We start from the raw sequence: 22,298 nt of genomic DNA on the forward strand, positions 1-22,298 counted from the left end.
GACCGAGCAGACATGATTCCCGAGAAGATCTACCTCATCGACCGTGCCCCCCAACTGGTGAAGGCCTGGGCTGAAGCCTTCAAGCCGTTCGACTTCGTCTCCGTGGTGGAAGGGGACTTCTTCTCCGTTCCCGCGGACGCGATGGTCAGCCCGGCCAACAGCTTTGGCATCATGGATGGAGGGCTCGACCTGGCCATCCGGGACACGCTGGGCTTCCAGGTGCAGGACGCGGTGCAGAAGGCCATCGTGGAGCGGCATCATGGGGAGCTTCCCGTCGGGGCGGCGGAGGTCGTGTCCTCCGGCGACGCGCGCTGGCCCTTCCTCGTGGCCGCGCCGACCATGCGCATCCCCGAAAGCGTCGCCCAGACGGTCAATGCCTATCTGGCGTTCCGCGCCATCCTGCTCGCGGTGAAGCGACACAATGAAGGCTATGGAGCGCCCATCATCCGGACCCTGGTCTGCCCGGGCCTGGGCACTGGCATCGGCGGGCTCGAAGCAAGACGGTGCGCGGCGCAGATGCGGCTGGCCTTGAGGCAGGTCCTCGGCCCCGCGCGCATCCCGTCCTTCCTGGACATCCACCTCGTCCACCGGGCGCTGCGCACCACGTAGGCCGCTTAGACCGCGTCGAACTGTCCTCCCACGATGCCGACGCGCTCCAGCGCAGCTTTGATTTCTTCGTCAACGATGATCGGAGGCCTCCAGCCCCAGAGACGGAACACTCGCGCGTCTCCGACCTTCGACGTGTCGATGCGCAGGCCAATGACGGAGCGATATTCCCCGAGCCTGTCTGGCCGACCATCCTCTGGCGTGTAGAGCTGAACCTCCGCGCTCGCCTTATCGTCAATGCAGCGGACTGTTCGCACCAGGTTCATCAGCCAGTAGGGCTCAACCTGTCCCGCGACTTCGGCTGGGAAGAGCTGCACATCATGCGGCGCGAACTTCCTGAATACATCCGCAACCCGCGCATTGACGACGGGAGCCTGCCCGACTCCGGCAGTATCGAAGTCCAGTGGCCTTCCTGGTCGCTTCACGGGGACACGAAGCCGTTCACGGAACTCCAAGGGCTGGCCGTAGCCGAACACCCAGACGTCCTCCAGTTCCTGTCCGCTGAGAGTCGTCGGCTTTCCCAGGTGCCAGCGCCCAGCAACATACACGTCAATGGTCAGTCGAAAGAACCTTCGATCCATCGGTCAAGCCTCGGGGTTTTTCGTAATCAGTTTTCGAAGCTTCGTGCCTGTTGTCATGAGGTCATTCGCAATCTTCGCAAGTTCGTCAGTCAGCGCAGCCCTGCACTGCCCGGCGGACTGGCATCCCGCCATGGCTTTCTCAATCCGGTCCAGAACAGATAGATGATACTCCTTCGGATGCGGACCTTTGTGTCCCTTGATCCGCACCTTGTTCGCGGCGTCATTCAGCGACATCCCGGCCTGCTCGAAGAAATCTTCGTATCGGGGCGTCCACGGTCCACCTGAAGCATCGGACACCTCGTTCTTGTCCGTGCAGATGTGGTGCACATCCCCATCATCGGGGTCCCCCTGAATCCCCATCGCGACCGCGGCCACGGCCGTGGGCGCGAGCGTGACGTTCAGCACCCCGGCCGCCGGCATCGCCAGGGACCGCACCTCTCCCGAGAAGACCCTCGCCAGTTGGAACCCGCCTTCGGCCTCCGCACGCACCGCCGCCTGCGCGAAGCCCGGCATCCTGGGCCCCTGCGAGGCCAGGGCGTTCTTCCCGCCCATCGTCGTCATCGCGACGATGACCAGCACCCGCGCTCCGTTGCTCCCCAGCACCCTTCCGAACCGGTGCCCCACCTCCTTCAACTCTTCGGGGCTCCGGGCCGCCTCGGACTCCTCCATCAACCGCAGGAAGCCCCGGCCCAGGTTCCACACAGGCCCCGCGCCCAGATACGCGATCAACGACGCGGTCAGGACCAGCGCGACAATCTTCGTGATGGGTTCGGGCATGACCAGCATCACCAGCGCGCTGCCCACCGTCGCGGTGACCATCCTGCGCAGTGCCGCTGGATCCATCAGGTCCTGGATGACGTCCGCGACGCCCTCCCAGACCGTGTCGAACGCGAAGGAGAGCGCCATCATCCGCCGCCCCATCACCCCGGATGCGGCACCGCGCCCCAAGAGGCCCAGGCAGGCCTCCTGCGCATCCAGTCCCTCGCAGAGCCGCGCGGACAGACTGCTCCCAGCGCCCTCCATCACGCCCCCAGCCGAAGCCAGCAGCACGTGCCGTCCCGACGTCCCGAACGCCACGTCCAACCGCGTGTCGAGCACCAGTTGCACGACCGCCTGCCGGAAGGCCTCTTCGTCGATTTCAACCGGCGCGGGCGACGAGGGCGTGTACGCGATGGGCCTGCCCCGCCCCGTGTCCAGTTGCACCACGCGCGGCGTCGCACACCCCACCGTGAGCAGCAGCGCGACGAGCCAACAGGTCTTCATGAAGCCTCCGGACATGACAAGGCCCCCACCTATGACAGCTCAGGGGTCCTGGACACTACGGATGCGGCGTCAGCTCACGGCATCGGGGGCTTGAAGCAAGACGGTGCGCGGCACGGATGCGGATGGCCTTGAAGCAGGTCTTCGGCCCCGCGCGCATCCCGTCCTTCCGGAACATCCACCTCGTCCACCGGGCGTTGCGCACCACGTAGGCTCGCTCAAACCGCGTCGAACCGTCCCCCCACGATGCCGACGCGCTCCAGCGCATCCTTGAGCGCTTCGTCGACGATGATGGGGGGATGCCAACCCCAGAGTCGGAACACGCGCGCATCACCGACCTTTGACGTGTCGAGGCGCAGGCCGGACACCACGTGGTACCCGCCAACCAGTTCGGGGCGACCATCCTCCGGCGTCCACAGCCGTGCTTCTTCGCATGCCGTGTCGTCGATGCAGCGACGTGTCTGCATGACGTTGAGCACGTAGTAGGGCCCGACCTCGCCTTCGACCTCGACGGGGAAGAGCTGAACCTCGTCTGGCGCCATCTCTCGAAACACAGAGGCAACCCGCGCGCTGACAACGGGGGTCTGCCCCGCGCCTGCGAACTCGATGTCCGTCGGCTTGCCCGGCTTGAAGAGAGGGAACCGCATCCGTTCATGAGCTTCCACCGGACGACCGTCCGTGAACCGCCAGATGTCGTCGATCTCCTCTCCCGAAGGGTTGGTTGGATCCGAGAGGTACCAACGGCCTGGAACCTCCACGTCGATCTTCAGGTCAAAGAATCGCCGTTCCATGATTCATCCCCAGGGCTGCTTCGTGACGAGCATCCGCAGCTTCGAGCCCTTCGTCATGAGGTCCCTTGCGATGCTCGCGAGTTCATCCGCCAGCGCGGCCCTGCATTGCTCGGCACCTCGGCATCGCTTCGTCGCCACATCAATACGTCTGAGCACCTCCTCATGATACTCGCGGGGGTGCGGCCCTTTGTGCCCATCGAGCCGGACCTGATTGGAAAGGTCGCTCAGCTTCATTCGGGCCCGCGCGAAGATCTTCTCGAACTGCGGCGTCCACGGGCCCCCGGAACTGCCCGACACCTCGTTCTTGTCCGTGCAGATGTGATGCACGTCCCCCTCGGGGTCCCCTTGAATCCCGCCCCCAAGTCCCATCGCGACCGCGGCCACCGCCGTCGGCGCGAGCGCGATGTTCAGCACCCCGGCCGCCGGCATGGACAGGGACCGCACCTCCCCCGAGAAGACCCTCGCCAGTTGGAACCCGCCTTCGACCTCCGCCCGCACCGCCGCCTGCGCGAAGCCCGGCATCCTCGGTCCCTGTGAGGCCAGGGCGTTCTTCCCACCCATCGCCGTCATCGCGACGACGACCAGCACCCGCGCCCCGTTGCTCCCCAGCACCCTTCCGAACCGGTGCCCCACCTCCTTCAGCTCTTCGGGGCTCCGGGCCGCTTCGGACTCCTCCATCAACCGCAGGAAGCCCCGGCCCAAGTTCCACACCGGCCCCGCGCCCAGATACGCAATCAGCGACGCGGTCAGCGCCAACGCGACGATCTTCGTGATGGGCTCGGGCATGACCAGCATCACCAGCGCGCTGCCCACCGTCGCGGTGACCATCACGCGCAACGCCGCCAGATCCATCAGCTCGTGGATGACGTCCGCGACGCCCTCCCACACCGTGTCGAACGCGAAGGAGAGCGCCATCATCCGCCGCTCCATCGCACCCGACATGGGCCCGCGCCCCAGGAGCCCCAGACACGCCTCCCGCGCGTCCAGCCCCTCACAGATGCGAGCGGACGTCATGCCATCCACCACGCCCCCAGCCGAAGCCAGCAGCACGTGCCGTCCAGACGCCCCGAACGCCACGTCCAACCGCGTGTCGAGCACCAACTGCACGACCGCCCGCCCGAACACCTCTTCGTCCACCTCCACCGGCGCGGGCGACGAAGGCGTGTACGCGATGGGCCCGCCCCGCCCCGTGTCCAGATGCACCACGCGCGGCGTCGCGCACCCCACCGTGAGCAGCAGCGCGATAAGCCAACAGCTCTTCATGAAGCCTCCAGGCACTCACCTATGACAGGTCAAGGGCCCTGGGCACCACGGATGTGGTGTCAGCTCACGGCATCGGGGGGCTTGAAGCAAGACGGTGCGCGGCTCAGATGCGGCTGGCCTTGAAGCAGGTCCTCGGCCCAGCGCGCATCCCTTCCTTCCGGGACATCCACCTCGTCCACCGGGCGCTGCGCACCACATAGGCCGCTCAGACCGCGTCGAACCGTCCCCCCACGATGCCGACGTGCTCCAGCGCGGACTTGATCTCCTCGTCGACGATGATGGGAGGATGCCAGCCCCAGAGGCGGAACACGCGCGCGTCACCGACCTTTGACGTGTCGATGCGCAGGCCAATGACGGACCGATATTCCCCAACCCGGTCTGGCCGACCATCCTCAGGCATATAGAACTGGACCTCGGCGCTCGCCTTGTCGTCAATGCAGCGGACTGTTCGCACCAGGTTCATCAGCCAGTAGGACTCAGTTTGTCCCTCGACCTCCGCCGGGAAGAGCTGCACATCGTGCGGCGCGAACGTCCTGAATATATCCGCGACCCGCGCATTGATGACGGGCGCTTGACCGACACCAGCGGTATCGAAGTCCAGTGGCCTTCCTGGTCGCTTCACGGGGACACGAAGCCGTTCGCGGAACGCCACGGGGTGGCCGTAGCCGAACACCCAGACGTCCTCCAGCTCCGCTCCATCAAGGGTCGTAGGCTCCCCCAAGTACCAGCGCCCAGCGACATACACGTCAATTGCCAATCTAAAGAAGCGCCGCATCTTCACGGTCAGACCTCCTCGAACTTTCCCCCTGAGATGCCCACCTGCCCCAATGCCTCTTTGATCTCCTCATCAACGACGATAGGCAGGGTCCAGCCCCGCAGGCGGAAGATCCGGGCGCCCCTGACCCGCTCTGGATCAATGCGGAGTCCATAGACAGCTCGATACTCCCCCACCTTGTCCGGGCGACCGTCCTCTGGAAGCCACCGCTCTACCGCCTGACATGCCTTGTCATCGACACAGTCGAGCAGCTTCGTGACGACAAGCAGGGAGAAGGGCTCGCTCGTACCTTCGATATCGACCGGAAGGAGTTGCACGTCGTCGGGGGCCAGCCTTTCAAGCACTGCCGCGATCCGAGCACTGACCATGGGTGTCGACGCTGCTCCTGCGGCAGTGAAATCAAGTTCCCTGCCGGGACGCCTGAACGGAACCGTCAACCGGCCACCCACCTCGACCCGCTGCCCCTGGGTGAACCGCCAGATGCTACGAGACCCGCTGGCATCCTCACCGATGGGGTCACGCAGGTACCAGCGACCCGGGACATACACATCCTCCGTCAGCGAAAAGAATCGTTGTGCCATGCGGTTAATCCTTCGTGACGAAGCGCCGAAGATTGCTACCAGACGTCATGAGGTCGAGCGCAATCTTCTGTAACTCCTGGACCAACGCAGCCCTACATTGCGCGACCCCCTCGCAGCCTTTCATGGCGAGCCCGAGCCTCTCGAAGACCGTCGCATGGTACTCCCGTGAATGCGGCCCTCGGTGCCCCTTCTGCCGGAACGCCTCTTCGTCCACCTCCACCGGCGCGGGCGACGAGGGCGTATACGCGATGGGCCCGCCCCGCCCCGTGTCCAGTTGCACCACGCGCGGCGTCGCGCACCCCACCGTGAGCAGCAGCACCACGAGCCAACAGCTCTTCATGCAGCCTCCGGACATGACAAGGCCCCCGACCCAATGACAGGTCGGAGGCCTTGGGAACTACGACCGCGGTCTCAACTCACGGCGTCGCGGGATCGAAGTTGGAGATCGACCAACCCATGCGCTCGTGACCGAACTTGTTCCAGTCCGGGTTCTTGCCGTTGACGATCTGCGCGTCCGTGTAGCCCGGCGCGGCCGAACCGGAGCCGGAACCGGAGAAGATGTTCACGCTGATGGTGCTGCCCGTGTACGTCGGGTGCGTGTTGTCGGACTGGATGTAGTCGTAGCTGGTGCTCGCGTTCGCCAGGTGCAGGTTCGCGTCGCGCAGCGTGCTGCGCAGGGTGACGCTGATGCGCTGCACGTAGGCGTCCTCGGTCTCACCGGCGCGGTAGGCAATCGCCTCGGAGTCCACCTGGCCGTCGCCGTTGCGGTCGTAGTCCGCCGCCATCATCTCCGCGAACGAGTCCGCGCACTTGAAGCCGTACTTCGACGCCAGGTTACAGGCGCGCCAGTTGCTGCGCGCCAGCAGCGGCAGGAAGTAGGTCTGCTTGTTCACCTTCTGCCCCGTCGCCGAATCCGTGCAGGCCGTCAGCACGTTGTCCGCGTCGTAGCCGGGGTAGTAGATGTTCGCGATGACCTTGACCTTGGCGCTGGTCGCGTACTGGTTGATGGTCTGCATGCCACGCTCCATGTACGTGGTGCACGCCGTCAGCGCCGCCTGCAGGCCGCTGTAGTTGCACGTGCCCGTCTGGTCCGTGAACGCGCTGCGCGCCTGCAGGTAGTCGTTGCCGCACATCTCGAACATCACGACGCGCGTGTTGGCCGTCTGCATGTACGAGCGCTCGGAGACGATCTTGTTGTTGTAGATGTCGTCCGCCTTCGCACCGGACTTCGTGCGGCGGATGACCTCCACGTTCGTGCCCCACTTCTTCGCCGCGTACTCACCTTCCACCACGGGAGCGCCACGGCGCGCCACGCTGCCGATGCCACCGTTGTAGCCGGCGAAGATGGAGTCGCCGTACGCCACCACCCGGTACGTCTGAGACGCCGAACGGTTGATGGTCCACGACGTGTTCTGGTTGATGGTGCTCGCCATCGCGCTTCCACCCAGCGTGGTGGCGGCGAGGACGGCGACGAGGGACAGCCCGCTGCGACGAACGGACATACCGACTCCTGAGGAGGTAGGGGGTCTCTCCCCTGCACGGGGAGAGGCGGCGCAAGGTACACGGGATTGATTCTGGAATCATCACCCAGACCCGAAATAGCTCCACACCCAGCATTGCTGGTTGAGCATGAATTCCGCCATGGCGCGTCAGAGGAGCGGGTGTCTGTCCTCACGGATGACGCGACGCCCCGGATTGACGCGTTGTTTCACCGTGTTTCAGGGCCGGCGGACCCTGTTTGACTGGAAGAATCCGCTGTCTGTGTTTGAGCGAGGGGCGGAGAACTCTTCCGGGCCGGGGTTGCCGCGCCGCGCCTAGACTCCACGGCCGTGAACCTCCCCCGGAGTGCCCGAGCGCTGGGACAGTGGCTGCTGCTGGGCGGCGCGGTGGGCGGTGTGTGCGGCGTGGCGTCCGCGGTGTTCCTGGCGCTGCTGGAGTGGGCCACGGCGTTCCGGCTGGCGCACGGGGCGCTGGTGTACGCGCTGCCGGTGGCGGGGCTGGTGCTGGGCGCGGTGTACGGCCGGTGGGGCGCATCCATCCGGGGCGGCAACAACCTGGTGCTGGACACGGTGCATGAGGGGGACGCGGTGATTCCCCTGCGCATGGCGCCCATGGTGCTGGTGGGCACGGTGCTCACGCACCTGTTCGGCGGGAGCGCGGGGCGCGAGGGCACGGCGGTGCAGATGGGCGCGAGCCTCGCGGACCAGATCGCCCACCGCTTCCGCGTGGCGCCGGACACGCGGCGTGAGCTGCTGGCGGCGGGCATCGCGGGCGGCTTCGGTTCGGTGTTCGGGACGCCGCTGGCGGGGGCGGTGTTCGGGCTGGAGGTCGTGTGCGTGGGCCGGCTGGGCTACGAGGCGCTCCTGCCCGCGCTCACCGCGTCGGTGGTGGGGGACCTGGTGACTCGGGGGCTGGGCATCCATCACACGGCCTACCCCACGCCGCAGGCACTGGCGTTGACGCTGCCGGTGCTGGGCAAGTGGTTGGTGTTCGCGGCGGCGGTGGCGCTGGTGGCGGTGGCCTTCATCGAAGGCACGCATGGGCTGAAGAAGCTGCTGGAGCGACGGGTGCCGTGGTTGCCATTGCGCATGGCCCTGGGCGGCCTGGGCGTGGTGGCGCTGTGGAAGTTGTCGGGGACGGATGACTACCTGGGCCTGGGCGTGCCCGGCATCCTGCGCGCGTTCCACGACGTGTCGCTGCTGGGGGACGCGTTCGCGTGGAAGCTCGTGTTCACGGTGGTGACGCTGGGCGCGGGGTTCCTGGGCGGAGAGGTGACGCCGCTGTTCTTCATTGGAGCGGCGCTGGGCAACGTGCTCGCGCGGCTGCTGGGCTTGCCGGTGGACCTGGGCGCGGCGGTGGGCATGGCGGCGCTGTTCGCGGCGGCGGCGAACACGCCCCTGGCACTGTCATTGATGGCGGTGGAGCTGGTGGGTGGCGCGGTGCTGCCCCACGTGGCCATCGTCGCGACGGTGGCGTACCTGCTCACCGGACACCGGGGCATCTATCCATCGCAGCGCATCGCCCGGAGGAAGCTGGGTGGGCCGCTGTTGGACCGGATGGTGTCCCTGCGGGACTTGCACGAGACGCCACGCCAGCATTGAGCGCCTGGAGGCAGGAAACTCCAATAATCATAAGGGCTTGAAATATCCCTCGGCGGGCTTATCTATTCACCCACCCCGTCATGGCGCCTTCTGACCGTCCCTTCGTCGCTGAACTGCTGGAACGCCTGGGGCGCCTGCGCGCCATGCCGCTGGAGAAGTTCGAGAAGCGCTTCGGTGCTTCGCCGCCTGCCCTGTGGCGGCAGTTCAAGGAGGGGCTCAAGACCCTGGGCGAGCAGATCCAACGCATCGAGGAACCACGCAAGGCCGAGCAGCCGCAGCCGCGAAGCCGCAGCCTGCCGAATCTGGGTGCATTCATCCCGCTCTACAGCGTGAACGAAGACGGTACCTTCTGGCAGGCGGCGACACTCCACCTTCTTCCCACGGGTGGCTGCTCGCTCGAGTTCAGGTTGGGGGGAGAAGAAGCCTTCGAAGGGCTGCCCCCCTTCCTGGAAGAGATGCGGCCGCAGGGATACATGGGGAGGAGCTTCCGTGAACGGCATCCCGACCTGGGTTTGCCACCGCGCACGGAGGATTGGAGCAATGATCATGTGATCATCGCCCTGGCCCGGCGCGGCGAGGACTGTGTGGGAAACCTCATCCTGGGCCATGAGTCCCTGAGCCGCCATGTGACCCAGTTGATCCAAGAGATGACTCACGGCAGCACGGAGATCAGTCGCGACAGCTATCCAGAGCGGGCCCACACCTTCCTCGCGGACGGCGCGGGCTCCTCCGCCGCAGGCGAACAACCCAAGTTCGTCATCCGTGGGAGAGGCCGCCATCTGCTCGTGAAGTTCGTGGACGCGAGTTCAGGCAGTGCCGGGCAGCGCTGGCGGGACCTGCTTGCGTGCGAAGCGCTGGCATTGGAGGCGGTCCGCGCGGCGGGATTCGACGCAGCACAGGCCCAGTGGTTCGACCTGGGAACGTACCGGTTCCTGGAGGTCGAGCGCTTTGACCGGGTGGGCGTCGATGGGAGGCGCGCCATGATGTCCCTGCGGGTCATCGACAACGAACACGTAGGTTCGGGCGGCAACTGGACCGACGTAGCCTTGCGCCTGCTCGCCTACCAGCGCCTGTCCCCGGAGGATACCCGCCGGGTCCGTTGGCTTGACACCTTCGGGCAGTTGATTGGGAACACCGACCGACACCTTGGCAATGTCTCCTTTTTCTCGGGCATCGAGGAGCGCATGTTCCAGCTCGCGCCCATCTACGACATGTTGCCCATGGTCTTCGCACCCGACGGTGCCCACCTCGTCGAGCGAGCATTCCGCCCCGCGCCACCGACCGCGAACAACCTGGACGTCTGGCCGGACGCAGCCCGTCACGCACTGGCCTACTGGGACACGCTCGTCGCGTCCTCGAACCTCAGTGAGGACTTCCGCCAGCGCTGCGCCACCTGTCGGAACCAGCTCGCGGACCTCATCGCCCGCGTGCCCGTGAGCTGACCTTCACGGCCCGGCCTGAGCCGTCACCTCCGCGCGCCGCCGCAGCTCCGGGGTGGCCACGCGGAACTCCGCGGGCAGCATGCGCAGGATGCGCTCACGGCGATACCGGGCACCCGCCAGCCGCTGCTCCAGGGCCACCTTCTCCGCCCGGGCCGCCTTGTCCGGGCTCCCGGCGCGCAGGGCCAGTGCGGCCAGCCTCCGGGACACCTCCTCCACCTCGCGGTCGATGAGCACCGGCTGGATGTTCCGCTTCGCACGCGCCTTGCGGCCGGAGGCATTGTTCTCAATCCACACCGGCAACACCGCCACGTCCCCCAGCGCCACCGCCACGCCCGGCTCCGCGCGCGTCACCCCCACGCGCAGCAGCAGCGAGTCCCGCTTGTCCCCGTCCGTGCCCGACCTTCCGGGCGCGTGCTTGTAGAACCGCCCCTGGTTCGCCACCAGGTTGCCCAGCGAGTACGCGATGAGTCCCCGCCGTCCGGACTTCGTCGTGTACGCCTCCAGCGGCTGGAGCACGTGCGGATGGTGCCCGATGACCGCCAACGCCCCGGCCTCCAGCAACGCCTGCCCCAGCGCCCGGTCCATCGGGTGCGGCGTGTCCGAGTACTCGCGCCCCCAGTGCCCCATCACGAACAGCGCGTCGCACTTCGCCGCCGCGGCGCGCACCTGCTCCAGCGCCTCCTTCTCACTCAGTCCCCTGCGCGAGACGTGCTCCGGATAGGGCACCAGCGCCACGTGCGGCGCATTCGCGTCCTTCGGGTTGCTGAAGCCATTCAGGATCCGCGTGAAGGACAGGAAGCCCAACCGCACCCCGCGCACCTCCATGAACACCGGCGCCCAGGCTGCGTCTCGCGTGGCCCCGGTGCCCACGTGCCGCAAGCCCGCCGCGTCCAGGTGGCGCAGCGTCTCCACCATCCCCTCGACGTGCTGATCCCTCGCGTGGTTGTTGCCCGTGGACACCACCTTCACGCCCGCGCCCACCAGCGCCTGGACCATCGCCGGCGGCGCGTTGAAGACCAGCTCCTGGGTGACGGCCTTGCGGTTGTCCGTAACGGGCGATTCCAGATTCACCACGCCCACGTCCGCCGTGCGCAACACGTCCGACAGCGGGCCGAAGACGTGGTCCCAGCCTTCGTGGTTGAGCGACGGCGCCGCGCCTCCGCCCAGGGGCACCGCCCCGGTGCGCGCATGCGCCCGCGCCACCGACTTCACCTCGCCGTGCGGAATCACATCCCCGCCGAAGACCAGCTCCACGCGCGCGGGGGCGGCGGCCCCCCAGGACGGCACCAGCCACAACAGGAGCGTGGACACGAGGCCCGCGCGTCGCCTACCCGCCGCCACTGGACTCCCGCACCCCGATGATGACCTCGCGGTTCCAGGGGTCGCGCCGGGTCGTCGCGGGACAGCCCGCCTCCCGCATCCACGTGAGCCAGTCCTCGCGGCGGAACAGCCCGAAGCAGTGGCGCTCCTGCGACATGCTCACCGTGCCATCCGCTTCGCGCAGCAGGTAGGCGAACGCGGTCTCGAAGGTCTCATCCTCGGGGTCTGGATCCCACGTCCACATCAGGTAGCGCATCCCCCGCCCCTCCGGCGAGTCGTGGCCCCCCGACTCCGTGGTGGGCTCGAAGGTCTCCCGCACGTAGTCCGGCAGCAACACCACCGCGCCGCCCGGCCGGCAGTGCGCCACCGCCGTCTGGACCGTCGCCCGCGCCGAGTCCCGGTCCGCCGCGTACATGATGGCGTCGTGCACCATCACCCGGTCGAACGTGCGCCCCAACCGCAGGGACGTCATGTCCCCCACCCGGTGCTCGCACTCGGGGTTGACGGCCCGGCTGACCGCCACCATCTCCGGCGCGCGGTCCGTCAGCGTCAGCGTGAAGTGTGTCTTCAGGTGGAACGCCAGACTCCCACCGCCCGCGCCCAGCTCCAGCATCGTGGTCGCCGGCCCTTCCGCCGCCGTGCGCAGGATGTCGAGCAGGTCCTCCGCCTCCTCCACGTACTCCTCCGGAGGCGAGAACAGCGGCCACCAGGACGCGAGGTCCGTGTAGAGCTGGGGCTCCTCCAGCGGAGGGGGAATCACGGTGCGCAAGGCCATGGCTGTCTTCCTCAGGGACGGTCCAGCGTTCTACCGCCCGCACGAGGGGGACGTCCACGACGTCCCCCCGAGCGCGGCTAACGGACCTGGATGGCGTCCGCGACGACGTAGGTACCGGCCGTGACCCAGCGGCTCAGCTGGACCTTGTTCCAGCCCGCGGGGAAGCTCCACGTGCCCAGCGTGTTCCACCTGGCGCCGTTGAGCTGCTGGTTCACCTTCACGTTCGCCAACTGCGTGCCCGCCGCGTTCACGACGATGAAGGGCGCCGCCGTGGAGCGGTCCGTCGCCGCCGTCCACCACGCATCCACCGTCTTCGTGCCCGCCGCCGACAGGTAGAACCAGAACGTCGCCGGCTCCGACACCGCCGCGCCCGGGGACACCAGGTAGCTGCTGCCGTAGTAGCCCGCCACGTTCGTGGACGACGCCCAGCTTGAACCCGTCAGCTGGATGTAGCCCTTCGCCTGGTCGTTGTTCGCGTTGTTGCTGTCCACGACCAGGCCCGTGGGCGTGCCGCCACCCGACGTCCACAGGTACGTCACGTCCACCCAGTCGTTGTTCGTCATCCCCAGGTCCGTCCAGAACGTCCCGTCCGCGATGTCGATGCCCGCGGGGTTCGACGGCCGGCGCCCGAATTGATCCAACCCGCCGTTGAAGCCGTCCTGGTACGCCGCCTGCGACTCCGGCTTGCCCTGCGGAAGGGTCTTCCACATCTCGCGCACGCTGGAGGGATTCCAGTAGTCGTCCTTCGTGTTCCAGGGCCCCACGTCCCAGACGGACGTCGTCGCGCACTTCGCCGTCTTCGAATAGCAGACGCGCACCTGGTACTCGGAGCCCCCGTTCGACGCGAGCCCCCGCCGCGACGGCAGCGCCACGAACCGGTCATTCGTCTTGATGACGTGTCCGTTCGCCGTCGTGCCGCCCACCAATCCCTCACGCGTGGCGTAGACGCGGTAGCTCAGGGGTGCCAGCGCCTGGAGCCCTTCCTCCGTGCCCGTCCCCTCGCGCCAACCCTCCAGCCCCACCTGCTGCACCACCGGGCCCCGGCCGCGCTCGTCCGCCACCAGCGCCAGCCGCACCTGCACCTCCGTGCCGGAGCGGGGAAGGCGGACGGCCTCGCCCTCGGTGGCGGTGCGCCACTCGCTCCAGGCCCCGCCGGGGACGCGCACGCGAACATCCACCTCCACGGCCGTGCCCGGGGACTGCGTCGCCTGGATGCGCGGACGGAACGTGTCCACGGGTTGCGCCAGCGTGCGCGCCGGGAACGTGAAGAGGCCCGTGAGCCGGTTCAGTCCTTCGGGCCGGCGCATCACCGCGTTGGGTTCGTACAACAGCCCGTCCCGCGTGCTCACGAGCTCGCCCGTGCCCTCGCCGGCGGAGAGCGCCTCCGTCCAACGCCAGGCACCCTCCTCCGCGCGCTGGGCGTCTGGAGCCGGCTCGGCCACCGCGACCCCTTCCGCGAACACCGCGCCCAACATCACCGTCATCAGGGTGGACCGCCACGACGCGCGCATGCATGGACTCCCGGGAATGGTAAAAAACGTTTAGACGGATATATTTTAAATCCCGTCTTTCCCGGTTCTCAAGAGTCGCGAGGTGAAAGCGTGCGTCGGGGCCGCCTGACCCACTGCATCACGGTGTGCTGGGAGGCCTGTCGCAGAGCTGGAACTTCGTCGGAAAGACGCATCCCATCATGGGGCAGTCCGGCGACTTCGCGTCGACCTTGTCCTTGGCGATGGCCTTCTCGAGCGCCTCCTGAGTTCCAACGCATTCGAGCCGCGGTTCGGCGCCCCCGCAGCAGCCGCAACCACAGGCGGTGTACGAAGGAGGCTCGGGAGCGGCCGGTGCGGCGGCGGCCGGAGCCGGTTCGAGGACGGCTGGAGCCGGAGCCTGCGCGGAGGCATCCGGGGTCGGAACAGATTCCGTTCGCGCGGACGAAGAGACACACCCCGCGCACAGGGCCAGCATCATCGGGACAAGCATTCGCATGTCCCGGACGATAGCCGAAAGGCTGCCGCTAGCCCGTATGGGACTGGATCCAGGGCACGTACGTGAACACGTTGGTGAACACGGAGAACGTGTCGCACTGGCTGCTGCCGTGCCAGCTCAGAATCCCATACAGCCTCCCGCCCAGGACCAGGGGACCGCCATCGTCGCGATGACAGACGTTCGTGCTGCCGTTGGGAGGCGTCGCGCACAGTTCGGCGCTGGCGACATGGCCGCTTCCCACCAGCGCCTGGCAGCTCGCCGGACCGACGACATTCAGTTTCGTGTACTTGAGCGCATTGGACGTGGGCCCCGTCTGCGTGGCGCCCCACCCGCTCGCCGTATGCTGCCCCAGGGGGGCGGGCGCGGTGGGCAGCGCCAGCGGCTGCACCGCGGCGCTCAGCGCGAAGGGCTGCGCCAGTTGGAGCAGCGCCACGTCATGGAGGGGTTCGGTGGCGACGTAGGACGGATGAATGACCTTACGGGACACCGTGCGCACCTGCTCATCGGCCTCCAGCGTGCTCAGCAGCAGGTCCCCCGCGATGACCCGGATGGCGCTGGGAGCGATGCCCTCGACACAATGGGCCGCGGTGACGACCCAGCCGGCCTTCGTGAGCGTCCCGCCACAGGTGAACACGCCCTGCACCATGATGCGGACCTGATAGGGGAACTGGTGCCGGGCCGCGACGGAGCCTCCGAGGATCTCCTGCTCCGTGCCCTCCACCGACGGTGACGCAAGGTCCGCATCCTCCACGGAACCGCCGCACCCCAGCAGCCCCACCAGGGAAAGTCCCGCCAGCCACCCTCGCCGCGTCATGCGTCCTCCGTGTCGGGCCAGGGCCCGGATGTGAACCGCGAGCGCGCGTCACGCACCCGACGGCGCGGAAAAAACCCGGGCACCCACCCCGCCCCATCCCCGGCCGGGGGGCTCGGATGGGCGCCCGGCACAACCTCAGAAGCCTGTCCGCACCTTCACGGCATGCCCGTTGTCTTCATAGACATTGCCCGTGGACGTCTGGATGAACGTGCTGTCGAACACCAGCGTGTACGACTCATCCGGGTTCGCCGGTGACACCGAGCCCCGGTCGAACCGGTTGCGCAGGAACGTGCCGCCGCCCCCAGTCGCGCCGCTGGCGTTGATGCAATACACGCCGCCGCCGAACCAGTTGTCCTCGATCTTCAGGTTCGACGAGGGCCCCACGATGGTGTTGATCATCATCGCGGACAGCTGGCTCTTCGGGTTCGGCGTGGGCAGCGTCCCCATCGTCGGGTCGTGGTACGCGGAGAAGTTCGAACCAATCACTTCCAGCCCGCTGCCCCCGTGCGACTGGAGCACGTCATTGTGCGTACGTGAAGGGCTGCCTGAGTGGTTCGGGTCGGGAGAGAAGTGCACCAGGTCGTGCCCGTAGCTGCCCTGGATGGACACGTTCACGGGGGCGTTCGCCGTCGCGGGCGCCACGGAGAAGGCATCCACCACGCCGGACACATCCACCCGGTAGGCCGTGTACTCGCGCATGCCAATGCCATTCACCCAGTACGTCGGGTTCGCTGCGCGTACCGTGGTGTATTCGATGCGCGCGTTCGTGCCGCCGGTGCCAATCTGGATGATGGAGCCGCCCGCCGTCATCGCGGGTCCGCCGTCCACCACGCAGTTGCTCACCACCGTGTTCGCCGCCTTGATGAACACCCGGCCGTGGACGAGGGTGTCCGCCAGTCGCTGCCCCGCCGTGCTCAACGTGACGTCGCCGTTGATGACCTTCGTCGGCCAGGCGCGGATGACGCCCGCACCCGTGTTCGCCGCCGTCGGCTTCGTCTGGCGCAGCACGAAGGTGTCCGCCGCCTGCTCCTGCGCGGCGGGGGTGACACCTTCTGATTCAGGGGCCACGCCCTCGCCACACGAGAGGAGCAGGAGCGCGGACAACGCACGAACAGTCTTCATGCGACGAGAAGACGTGAATCCGCTCTTCTCGTCAATCGAGAAAATCCAGTCTAGAATGTTTACGCCGAAAGCCCGCACTGTCCTACTTGGTGCCGAACAGACGGTCTCCCGCGTCGCCCAGGCCCGGCAGGATGTAGCCGTGCGCGTCCAGCTTCTCGTCGATGGCGGCGGTGAAGACATGCACGTCCGGATGGTGCTCACGCAGGTTCGTCAGCCCCTCCGGACAGGCCAGCAGACACACGAAGCGCAGGCTCCCGGGACGGCTGCGTTTCACGCGCTGGAGCGCCGCGACCGCTGAGTTGCCCGTGGCGAGCATCGGGTCACACACGATGACGTCCCGGTCCTCCAGGTCGGCGGGCACGCGGTAGTAGTACTCCACCGCGCCCAGCGACTCCGGGTCCCGGTACAGGCCGATGTGGCCCACGCGCGCGGATGGCACCAGTTGCAGCAGACCATCCAGGATGCCCTGCCCCGCGCGGAGGATGGGCACCAGCACCAGCTTCTTGCCGTCCAGCGCCCAGCCAGTGGTGCGGGCCATGGGCGTCTGGATCTCCTCCTCGCGCAGCTTCAGGTCGCGCATCGCCTCGTACCCGAGCAGGAGTGAAATCTCCTCCAGCAGCGCCCGGAAGGACGCCGTGCTCGTGTCCGTTTTGCGCATCACCGTCAGCTTGTGCTTCACCAACGGGTGGTCCACCACCGTGCAGTTCGGGAAGTCCATGGGTTCTCCTCGCGCCGCCCGGGCGTCCCGGACGGCCTGTGGGCCTGCTCAAAAGCGCTTCACGTCGCCGGAAATCATTAGAACACCGTGCCGTCGCTGCGCACGCGGATGGGCGGCACCCCGCCGGGGCGCAACTCCCCCGCGACCCGTCGTCCCGCTGTCCACGTCCCGCCCTGGAGCACCTTCGCGAGCGGCAGCTCCTCCGCGCTCAACTCCAGACGGCCGCGCACCAGCGCCGCCACGCGGTCCAGCAGCGCCACCGTCAACGCGCGCCACTCCACGATGGGCGCGTCGCCGGGGTCGTACACCTCCGTCAGCATCCTCGGGTCCTGAGGCACCAGCACGCCCAGGTCCACGAAGAGCCCGCCGTTGCGGTACTCCGGCAGGCCGGTGAGCGCATCCAGCTCCGTCACCATCACGCCCGCTTCCGCCAGCGGCTCCACCAGCGAGTACGCCAGCCACTGGGACAACTTGTGGAAGGGCACCAGCGCTTCCGCGCTGTCGGGCGGCCCCAGCGCTGGGTGTGCCCACACGTCGCCCAGGTTGACGCCGTCCACCGTCGTGCGGCCCGGCCAGATGGGGCCCAACACGTCCAGCACCGTGCCCAGCACCTCCGCGGCCCGCACGCTCCGGCGGTGCGCCGCCAGCATGTCGAACATCGACCCCGGACGCGGCAGCACGCGCGACAGTCCCTGCAACAGGTGCAGCCGGCCCTCCACGCCGAACAACGGATTGGACGCCGACACCTGGAAGCCGCGCTCCAGGGACTCGCGCGTCATCCGGCCCAGCGCCTCCGCGTCCGCGCGCAGCGGCCGGTCCGGGTCCGACGAGAAGGCGCCCGCCATGAACATCCGCAGCGACGCGACCGCCAGCCCCTCCGAGCGCACGTACGTCGCCCCCCCGCGCTCCTGGTAGCGCCAGGTCGGGCCGCTGCCCGCGTCGAGCAGCACGCTCACCACCCCCAGGTCCACCTTCGCCCGGGCGCGCTCCTCCGGCGGCAGCGGCGCCAGCTTCGCCTCCAGCTGCGCGAGCCGGGGCACCCCGCCCGCGTCGAAGTGCCGCCAGCGACTGTGCACCGGGATGTCCAGCCGGGGGTACGCCTCGTGCGTCACCGCCAGCACCCGGTCCACCACCACGGGCAGCCGCGAGGGCTCCACCCGGAAGTACTCCAGCCTTCCGGCCAGCCCCAGGTCCAACACCTGGTGACACCGCTCGCGGATGGCCGCCGGGCTGCGCAACCACGCCACCGTCGGAGACACCTCCTGCACCCGGATCGTATCAAGCATCGAGGTCCCGTCCCTTCACCTGCGCCAGCGCCCCCGCGTCCGCGACCGGTCCGCGCGTGAAGTAGCCCGCCGCCTTCTTCGCCTCCATCTCCACCCGCGCATCCGCCGGAATCAGTCCGTCCGGAATGGGCACCCGCTCCAGGATTTCAATGCCCGAGCGCACGATGGCGTCGTGCTTCATGTCGCTCATGGACACGAAGCGGTGGATGCGGGTGATGCCCAGCCAGTGCAGCACGTCCGGCATCAGCTCCTGGAAGCGCATGTCCTGCACGCCCGCCACGCACTCGGTGCGGTGGAAGTACGTGGCCGCGGAGTCGCCGCCCTCCTGCCGCTTGCGCGCGTTGTAGACCAGGAACTTGGTCACCTCGCCCAGCGCCCGGCCCTCCTTGCGGTGGTACACGATGAGCCCCACCCCGCCCTGCTGCGCCATCCGCACGCACTCTTCAATCCCGTGCACCAGGTACGGGCGACACGTGCAGATGTCGCTGCCGAACACGTCGGAGCCGTTGCACTCGTCATGCACGCGCGCCGCCAGCGGGACGTCCTTGTCCGCGAGCTTCGCGATGTCGCCGAACACATACAGCGACAGTCCGCCGATGGGCGGCAGGAACACGTGCAGGTCCGGGCGGGTGATGAGCTCCGGGTACATGCCGCCGGTGTGCTCGAAGAGGCCCCGGCGCAGCGCGCCTTCCGTGAGGCCGAAGCGCTCCGCGATGCCCGGCAGGTACCAGACGGGCTCCACCGCGGCCTTCACGACCTTGATGTCGCCGTTGGCCGCGACCAGGTCGTTGTCCACCTTGAGGCGTCCGGCGAGCATCGCGTCGCGCACCTCCGGCATGTTGATGTGGGCCCGGGTGACAGCGATGGTGGGCCGGTAGTCCACGCCCTGCTCGGCGTACCCGCGGAACACCTGCGACGCCACCGCGCCCCAGGGGTCCAGCGACACGATGCGCTTGGGGTCACTCCACGACGGATACGGGCCCACCTGCGCGGCGGGGGACGTGTTGGTCAGGTCCGCTTTATGGTCCTGCGGCAGCTTGCCCGCGGACACCGCCAGCGCGCGGTAGATGGCGTACGCGCCCGAATGCGTGCCGATGACGTTGCGGTTGCCGGAGTCGGACATCGTGGCCACCACGGGGCCGCGCCGCAGCGGCTCCGCTTCGCCCCAGCGCAGGGGTACCCCGGGCGCCTGGAGGTCCGGGTGCGAGGTGAGACGGATGTGATTGACGGGCTTCTTGTCAGCCATGGAGGCGCCCTCCTGTCGGGCGCGGAAAAGTCCTGAAAGGTTTGGGGGAAGCGAAAAGGGTCAGCTCATCCACGAGCCGTCGGAGCGCGCGGACCACTTGCGAGTCACCTTCTTGCGGTGGCTCCAGAAGTCGAGGCTGGACGGCCCGGTGATGTCGCCGTGGCCGAACTTCGACTCTCCCGTACCGCCGAAGGAGAAGGGCTCACGTGGCACCGGCACGCCCACGTTGACGCCCACCATGCCGGCCCTGGCGCCCTCCACCACCGTCTGCGCCACCGCGCCGTTGGTGGTGAAGATGGACGCCGCGTTGCCGTACGGGGACGCGCGCTCCACCGCGAGCGCCGCCGACAGCGTGGTCACCCGCACGATGGACAGCACCGGGCCGAACAGCTCCAGCCGCGCGGCATCCATGTCCGGCCGCACGCCGTCCAGCACCGTGGGCCCCAGCCAGTTTCCGTTCGCGTACAGCTCCCCTGACGGGCGCCGCCCGCGACCGTCCAGGAGCACCAGCGCCCCATCCGCCTTCGCCTTGGCGATGGCCGTCTCCAGCCGGTCCACCGCGCCCCGGTCGATGAGCGCGCCCATGCCCGGGCCGGGCTCCAGCCGCGCGGCGCGCTTGACGATGTCCTCCACCAGCGGCTGCACGTTGCCCACCGCGAGCATCACGCTGGCGGCCATGCAGCGCTGGCCCGCGCAGCCGGTGAACGAGTCCACCACCGCCTGCGGCGTCAGGTCCGGATCCGCGTCCGGCACGATGATGAGGTGGTTCTTCGCGCCGCCCAGCGCCAGCACGCGCTTGCCGTGGCGGCTGCCCTCCGCATACAGGTGCCGCGCCACCGGGGTGGAGCCCACGAAGGCAATCGCCTTCACGTCCGGGTGCTCCACGAGCGCGTCCACCGCGGGCTTCCCCCCGTGCACGATGGAGAAGACCCCCGGTGGGTAGCCCGCCGCCACCATCAGCTCACCCAGCGCGCACGCGGTGAGCGGCACCTTCTCCGAAGGCTTGAGGATGAAGGCGTTGCCCAGCGTGACGGCGATGGGGAACAGCCACAGGGGCACCATCGCCGGGAAGTTGAACGGCGTGATGCCGGCGACGACGCCCAAAGGCTCGCGGCGGTATTCGCAGGTGACGCCCCGGCTCACCTCCAGGTGCGCGCCGCTGTCCAGCTGCTGGAGCGACAGGGCGAAATCACAGACCTCCAGGCCCTTGAGCAGGCCCGCGCGCCCTTCCGCCACTGTCTTGCCGGACTCGCTCGCGGCCAGGTGCGCCAGCCGCTCCAGGTGCCGCTCCAGGAGCCCCCGGAAGGCCAGGAGGCACTGGGTGCGCTCGCGCAGCGGCGTCAGGCCCCAGTCGTGCGCGGCGACCTTCGCGGCCTCCACCGCCTGGGCGACACCGGACGCGGTCGTCAGCGGGACGCGGCCGATGAGCGCTCCCGTGTAGGGACTGCGCACATCCTGCGCCTGGGCCTCGGTGGGAGACTGCCATTCCCCGCCCACGAGGTTACGACAAGAGACAACGCTCTCGGGAAACCGAACCAAGGACACGCGCACCCCCCCGGTGTTGCGTGACGAATTGGCGGCAATGGTAGACGCAAGTCCATGACGCTCGGCAAGCCGGGGGGACACGACGGTGTCCTCGCCTGATCGGAAGCGATGGATCTCCGAATGTTGGCGTGTCGCAAACCCGACCGATGCGCGGGCGGGTGTTCAGCGGGAGGGGGTGCGCCAACGTGCGCGCCGCGCCACGTCAGGCCTGGGCGAGCATCCGCTGGTGGCGCTCGGACAGGCTGGCTGTGTCGATGCTGCCGCGCAGCTCCGCGATGGCGGTGGCGTCTTCCGTGTCCGGGTTGAGGCCCAGCGACATGGCCTCCAGGAACAGCTCCAGCGACAGGAGGAAGCGCGAGTCGGCGGTGAGGGGGTCCCCCTGCTCGTTCATCAATTCGCCGTCCTCGCGCACCAGCTTCGCGAGCATCCGCACGCGGGCCCAGGTGCCGAGCAACCGCGAGGTGGACTCGGCGTCCGCCAGGATGAGCGTGCCGTACTCCATCCCCAGCACGTCAAGCGACGTCTCCCGGATGAGGGTGCGCGCGTCCCCATACCGCTTCTCCTTCCGGGCCCGGAGGATGCTGGCGATGGCCGCGACGAACTGCTCGACGGCCCGCTCGATGAGGTCCTTACGGAGGGACATGGGCTCTGGAGGCTAAACGCGTCCGGGGGGGCACGCACCTTTCCCACCGACAACGCCGCGACTTGTTACATGTAACCCAGGGGGTTTCCTGTTTTCAGCGCCTGGGCGTGAGGACGAGGAAGCCACTGAACACACCGTCGGTGCGCGTGTCGCTTCCCTGGAGGACAGGCGGGTGGAAGCGGGAGATTGCGCCGTCCAGATAAAGCGCGTCGGTGCAGCCGAGGGGCCCCCGGAATACCTCGGCAAGCGCACGGGTGGACGTGGGCCACACCGCGCTCAACGAACGGATGAGGGAGGACCTGCTGCGTACGCATCCCGACGAAGGCCCGCGGCTGGCGGCGTACGGCACGCGCGGGCTGGACTGCTACCTGCGCTTCCTGGACGACTGCATGCGCGCGGCCCAGGACACCGGCAGCGTCGCCGCCGCGGCCTGAGCCAGCCTG

22 protein-coding genes are annotated in these 22,298 nt (G+C 68.2%); 4 read left to right on the top strand and 18 right to left on the bottom strand.

The window, feature by feature from the left end; translation table 11 throughout:
* The first annotated feature begins 12 nt into the window (after nucleotides 1-12).
* Complete coding sequence (locus tag OV208_RS05600) at nucleotides 13-609, top strand: macro domain-containing protein (protein WP_267572756.1); 597 nt, start codon at nucleotides 13-15, stop codon at nucleotides 607-609.
* Nucleotides 610-614: 5 nt separating this feature from the next.
* Here OV208_RS05600 and OV208_RS05605 read toward each other — a convergent pair whose 3' ends face one another.
* The 8 genes from OV208_RS05605 to OV208_RS05640 form a co-directional block, all read right to left on the bottom strand.
* The gene (locus OV208_RS05605) at nucleotides 615-1,187 is read right to left on the bottom strand and encodes an imm11 family protein (protein ID WP_267572757.1); all 573 of its coding nucleotides are present in this window, start codon (nucleotides 1,185-1,187) and stop codon (nucleotides 615-617) included.
* Between the two features lie 3 nt (nucleotides 1,188-1,190).
* Nucleotides 1,191-2,450: an AHH domain-containing protein gene (locus OV208_RS05610; protein WP_267572758.1), complete on the bottom strand. Its 1,260-nt coding sequence runs from the start codon at nucleotides 2,448-2,450 to the stop codon at nucleotides 1,191-1,193.
* A gap of 215 nt (nucleotides 2,451-2,665) precedes the next feature.
* Entirely contained in the window at nucleotides 2,666-3,238 is a 573-nt protein-coding gene (locus tag OV208_RS05615; protein ID WP_267572759.1) for an imm11 family protein, read from the bottom strand.
* A 3-nt stretch (nucleotides 3,239-3,241) separates the two neighbouring features.
* Nucleotides 3,242-4,501 (bottom strand): AHH domain-containing protein, encoded by a 1,260-nt coding sequence (locus OV208_RS05620; RefSeq protein ID WP_267572760.1) that lies wholly within the window; start codon nucleotides 4,499-4,501, stop codon nucleotides 3,242-3,244.
* Between the two features lie 205 nt (nucleotides 4,502-4,706).
* Nucleotides 4,707-5,276, bottom strand: a complete 570-nt coding sequence (locus OV208_RS05625) for an imm11 family protein (RefSeq protein WP_267572821.1) — start codon at nucleotides 5,274-5,276, stop codon at nucleotides 4,707-4,709.
* An 8-nt stretch (nucleotides 5,277-5,284) separates the two neighbouring features.
* Complete coding sequence (locus OV208_RS05630) at nucleotides 5,285-5,857, bottom strand: imm11 family protein (RefSeq protein ID WP_267572761.1); 573 nt, start codon at nucleotides 5,855-5,857, stop codon at nucleotides 5,285-5,287.
* 4 nt (nucleotides 5,858-5,861) lie between these two features.
* Nucleotides 5,862-6,197, bottom strand: coding sequence for an AHH domain-containing protein (locus OV208_RS05635; protein ID WP_267572762.1), 336 nt, complete (start codon nucleotides 6,195-6,197; stop codon nucleotides 5,862-5,864).
* Nucleotides 6,198-6,273: 76 nt separating this feature from the next.
* Nucleotides 6,274-7,359 (bottom strand): SGNH/GDSL hydrolase family protein, encoded by a 1,086-nt coding sequence (locus OV208_RS05640; RefSeq protein WP_267572763.1) that lies wholly within the window; start codon nucleotides 7,357-7,359, stop codon nucleotides 6,274-6,276.
* A gap of 327 nt (nucleotides 7,360-7,686) precedes the next feature.
* On the opposite strand from OV208_RS05640, the gene OV208_RS05645 reads away from it, so the two are divergent.
* Both OV208_RS05645 and OV208_RS05650 read left to right on the top strand, forming a co-directional pair.
* The gene (locus tag OV208_RS05645) at nucleotides 7,687-8,958 is read left to right on the top strand and encodes a chloride channel protein (RefSeq protein WP_267572764.1); all 1,272 of its coding nucleotides are present in this window, start codon (nucleotides 7,687-7,689) and stop codon (nucleotides 8,956-8,958) included.
* Nucleotides 8,959-9,038: 80 nt separating this feature from the next.
* Nucleotides 9,039-10,400 carry a HipA domain-containing protein gene (locus OV208_RS05650; protein ID WP_267572765.1) on the top strand — a complete coding sequence of 454 codons (1,362 nt, stop codon included), beginning with the start codon at nucleotides 9,039-9,041 and terminating at the stop codon, nucleotides 10,398-10,400.
* Nucleotides 10,401-10,403: 3 nt separating this feature from the next.
* Here the strand turns inward: OV208_RS05650 and OV208_RS05655 are convergent, their stop codons facing one another.
* The 10 genes from OV208_RS05655 to OV208_RS05700 form a co-directional block, all read right to left on the bottom strand.
* Complete coding sequence (locus OV208_RS05655) at nucleotides 10,404-11,711, bottom strand: CapA family protein (RefSeq protein ID WP_267572766.1); 1,308 nt, start codon at nucleotides 11,709-11,711, stop codon at nucleotides 10,404-10,406.
* Nucleotides 11,712-11,727: 16 nt separating this feature from the next.
* Entirely contained in the window at nucleotides 11,728-12,495 is a 768-nt protein-coding gene (locus tag OV208_RS05660) for a class I SAM-dependent methyltransferase (protein ID WP_267572767.1), read from the bottom strand.
* Nucleotides 12,496-12,572: 77 nt separating this feature from the next.
* Nucleotides 12,573-14,006, bottom strand: coding sequence for a hypothetical protein (locus OV208_RS05665; protein WP_267572768.1), 1,434 nt, complete (start codon nucleotides 14,004-14,006; stop codon nucleotides 12,573-12,575).
* A 503-nt stretch (nucleotides 14,007-14,509) separates the two neighbouring features.
* Nucleotides 14,510-15,295 carry a serine protease gene (locus OV208_RS05670; protein WP_267572769.1) on the bottom strand — a complete coding sequence of 262 codons (786 nt, stop codon included), beginning with the start codon at nucleotides 15,293-15,295 and terminating at the stop codon, nucleotides 14,510-14,512.
* Nucleotides 15,296-15,430: 135 nt separating this feature from the next.
* Nucleotides 15,431-16,417 (bottom strand): hypothetical protein, encoded by a 987-nt coding sequence (locus OV208_RS05675; protein WP_267572770.1) that lies wholly within the window; start codon nucleotides 16,415-16,417, stop codon nucleotides 15,431-15,433.
* Between the two features lie 82 nt (nucleotides 16,418-16,499).
* Nucleotides 16,500-17,135 carry a uracil phosphoribosyltransferase gene (gene upp / locus OV208_RS05680; protein WP_120539900.1) on the bottom strand — a complete coding sequence of 212 codons (636 nt, stop codon included), beginning with the start codon at nucleotides 17,133-17,135 and terminating at the stop codon, nucleotides 16,500-16,502.
* Nucleotides 17,136-17,212: 77 nt separating this feature from the next.
* Nucleotides 17,213-18,421 (bottom strand): URC4/urg3 family protein, encoded by a 1,209-nt coding sequence (locus OV208_RS05685; protein ID WP_267572771.1) that lies wholly within the window; start codon nucleotides 18,419-18,421, stop codon nucleotides 17,213-17,215.
* Nucleotides 18,414-19,667, bottom strand: a complete 1,254-nt coding sequence (locus tag OV208_RS05690; RefSeq protein ID WP_267572772.1) for a GTP cyclohydrolase II — start codon at nucleotides 19,665-19,667, stop codon at nucleotides 18,414-18,416. The genes OV208_RS05685 and OV208_RS05690 overlap by 8 nt, the downstream gene beginning before the upstream one ends.
* Nucleotides 19,668-19,727: 60 nt before the next feature.
* The gene (locus OV208_RS05695) at nucleotides 19,728-21,212 is read right to left on the bottom strand and encodes a CoA-acylating methylmalonate-semialdehyde dehydrogenase (RefSeq protein WP_267572773.1); all 1,485 of its coding nucleotides are present in this window, start codon (nucleotides 21,210-21,212) and stop codon (nucleotides 19,728-19,730) included.
* Between the two features lie 202 nt (nucleotides 21,213-21,414).
* Nucleotides 21,415-21,855, bottom strand: a complete 441-nt coding sequence (locus tag OV208_RS05700) for a hypothetical protein (RefSeq protein ID WP_267572774.1) — start codon at nucleotides 21,853-21,855, stop codon at nucleotides 21,415-21,417.
* Nucleotides 21,856-22,115: 260 nt separating this feature from the next.
* On the opposite strand from OV208_RS05700, the gene OV208_RS05705 reads away from it, so the two are divergent.
* On the top strand, nucleotides 22,116-22,289 hold the full coding sequence (locus OV208_RS05705) for a hypothetical protein (RefSeq protein ID WP_267572775.1): 174 nt from the start codon (nucleotides 22,116-22,118) through the stop codon (nucleotides 22,287-22,289).
* The last annotated feature ends 9 nt before the right edge of the window (nucleotides 22,290-22,298 follow it).

It is taken from the genome of Corallococcus sp. bb12-1, assembly GCF_026626765.1.
GTDB classification, from domain to species: Bacteria; Myxococcota; Myxococcia; order Myxococcales; family Myxococcaceae; genus Corallococcus; species Corallococcus terminator.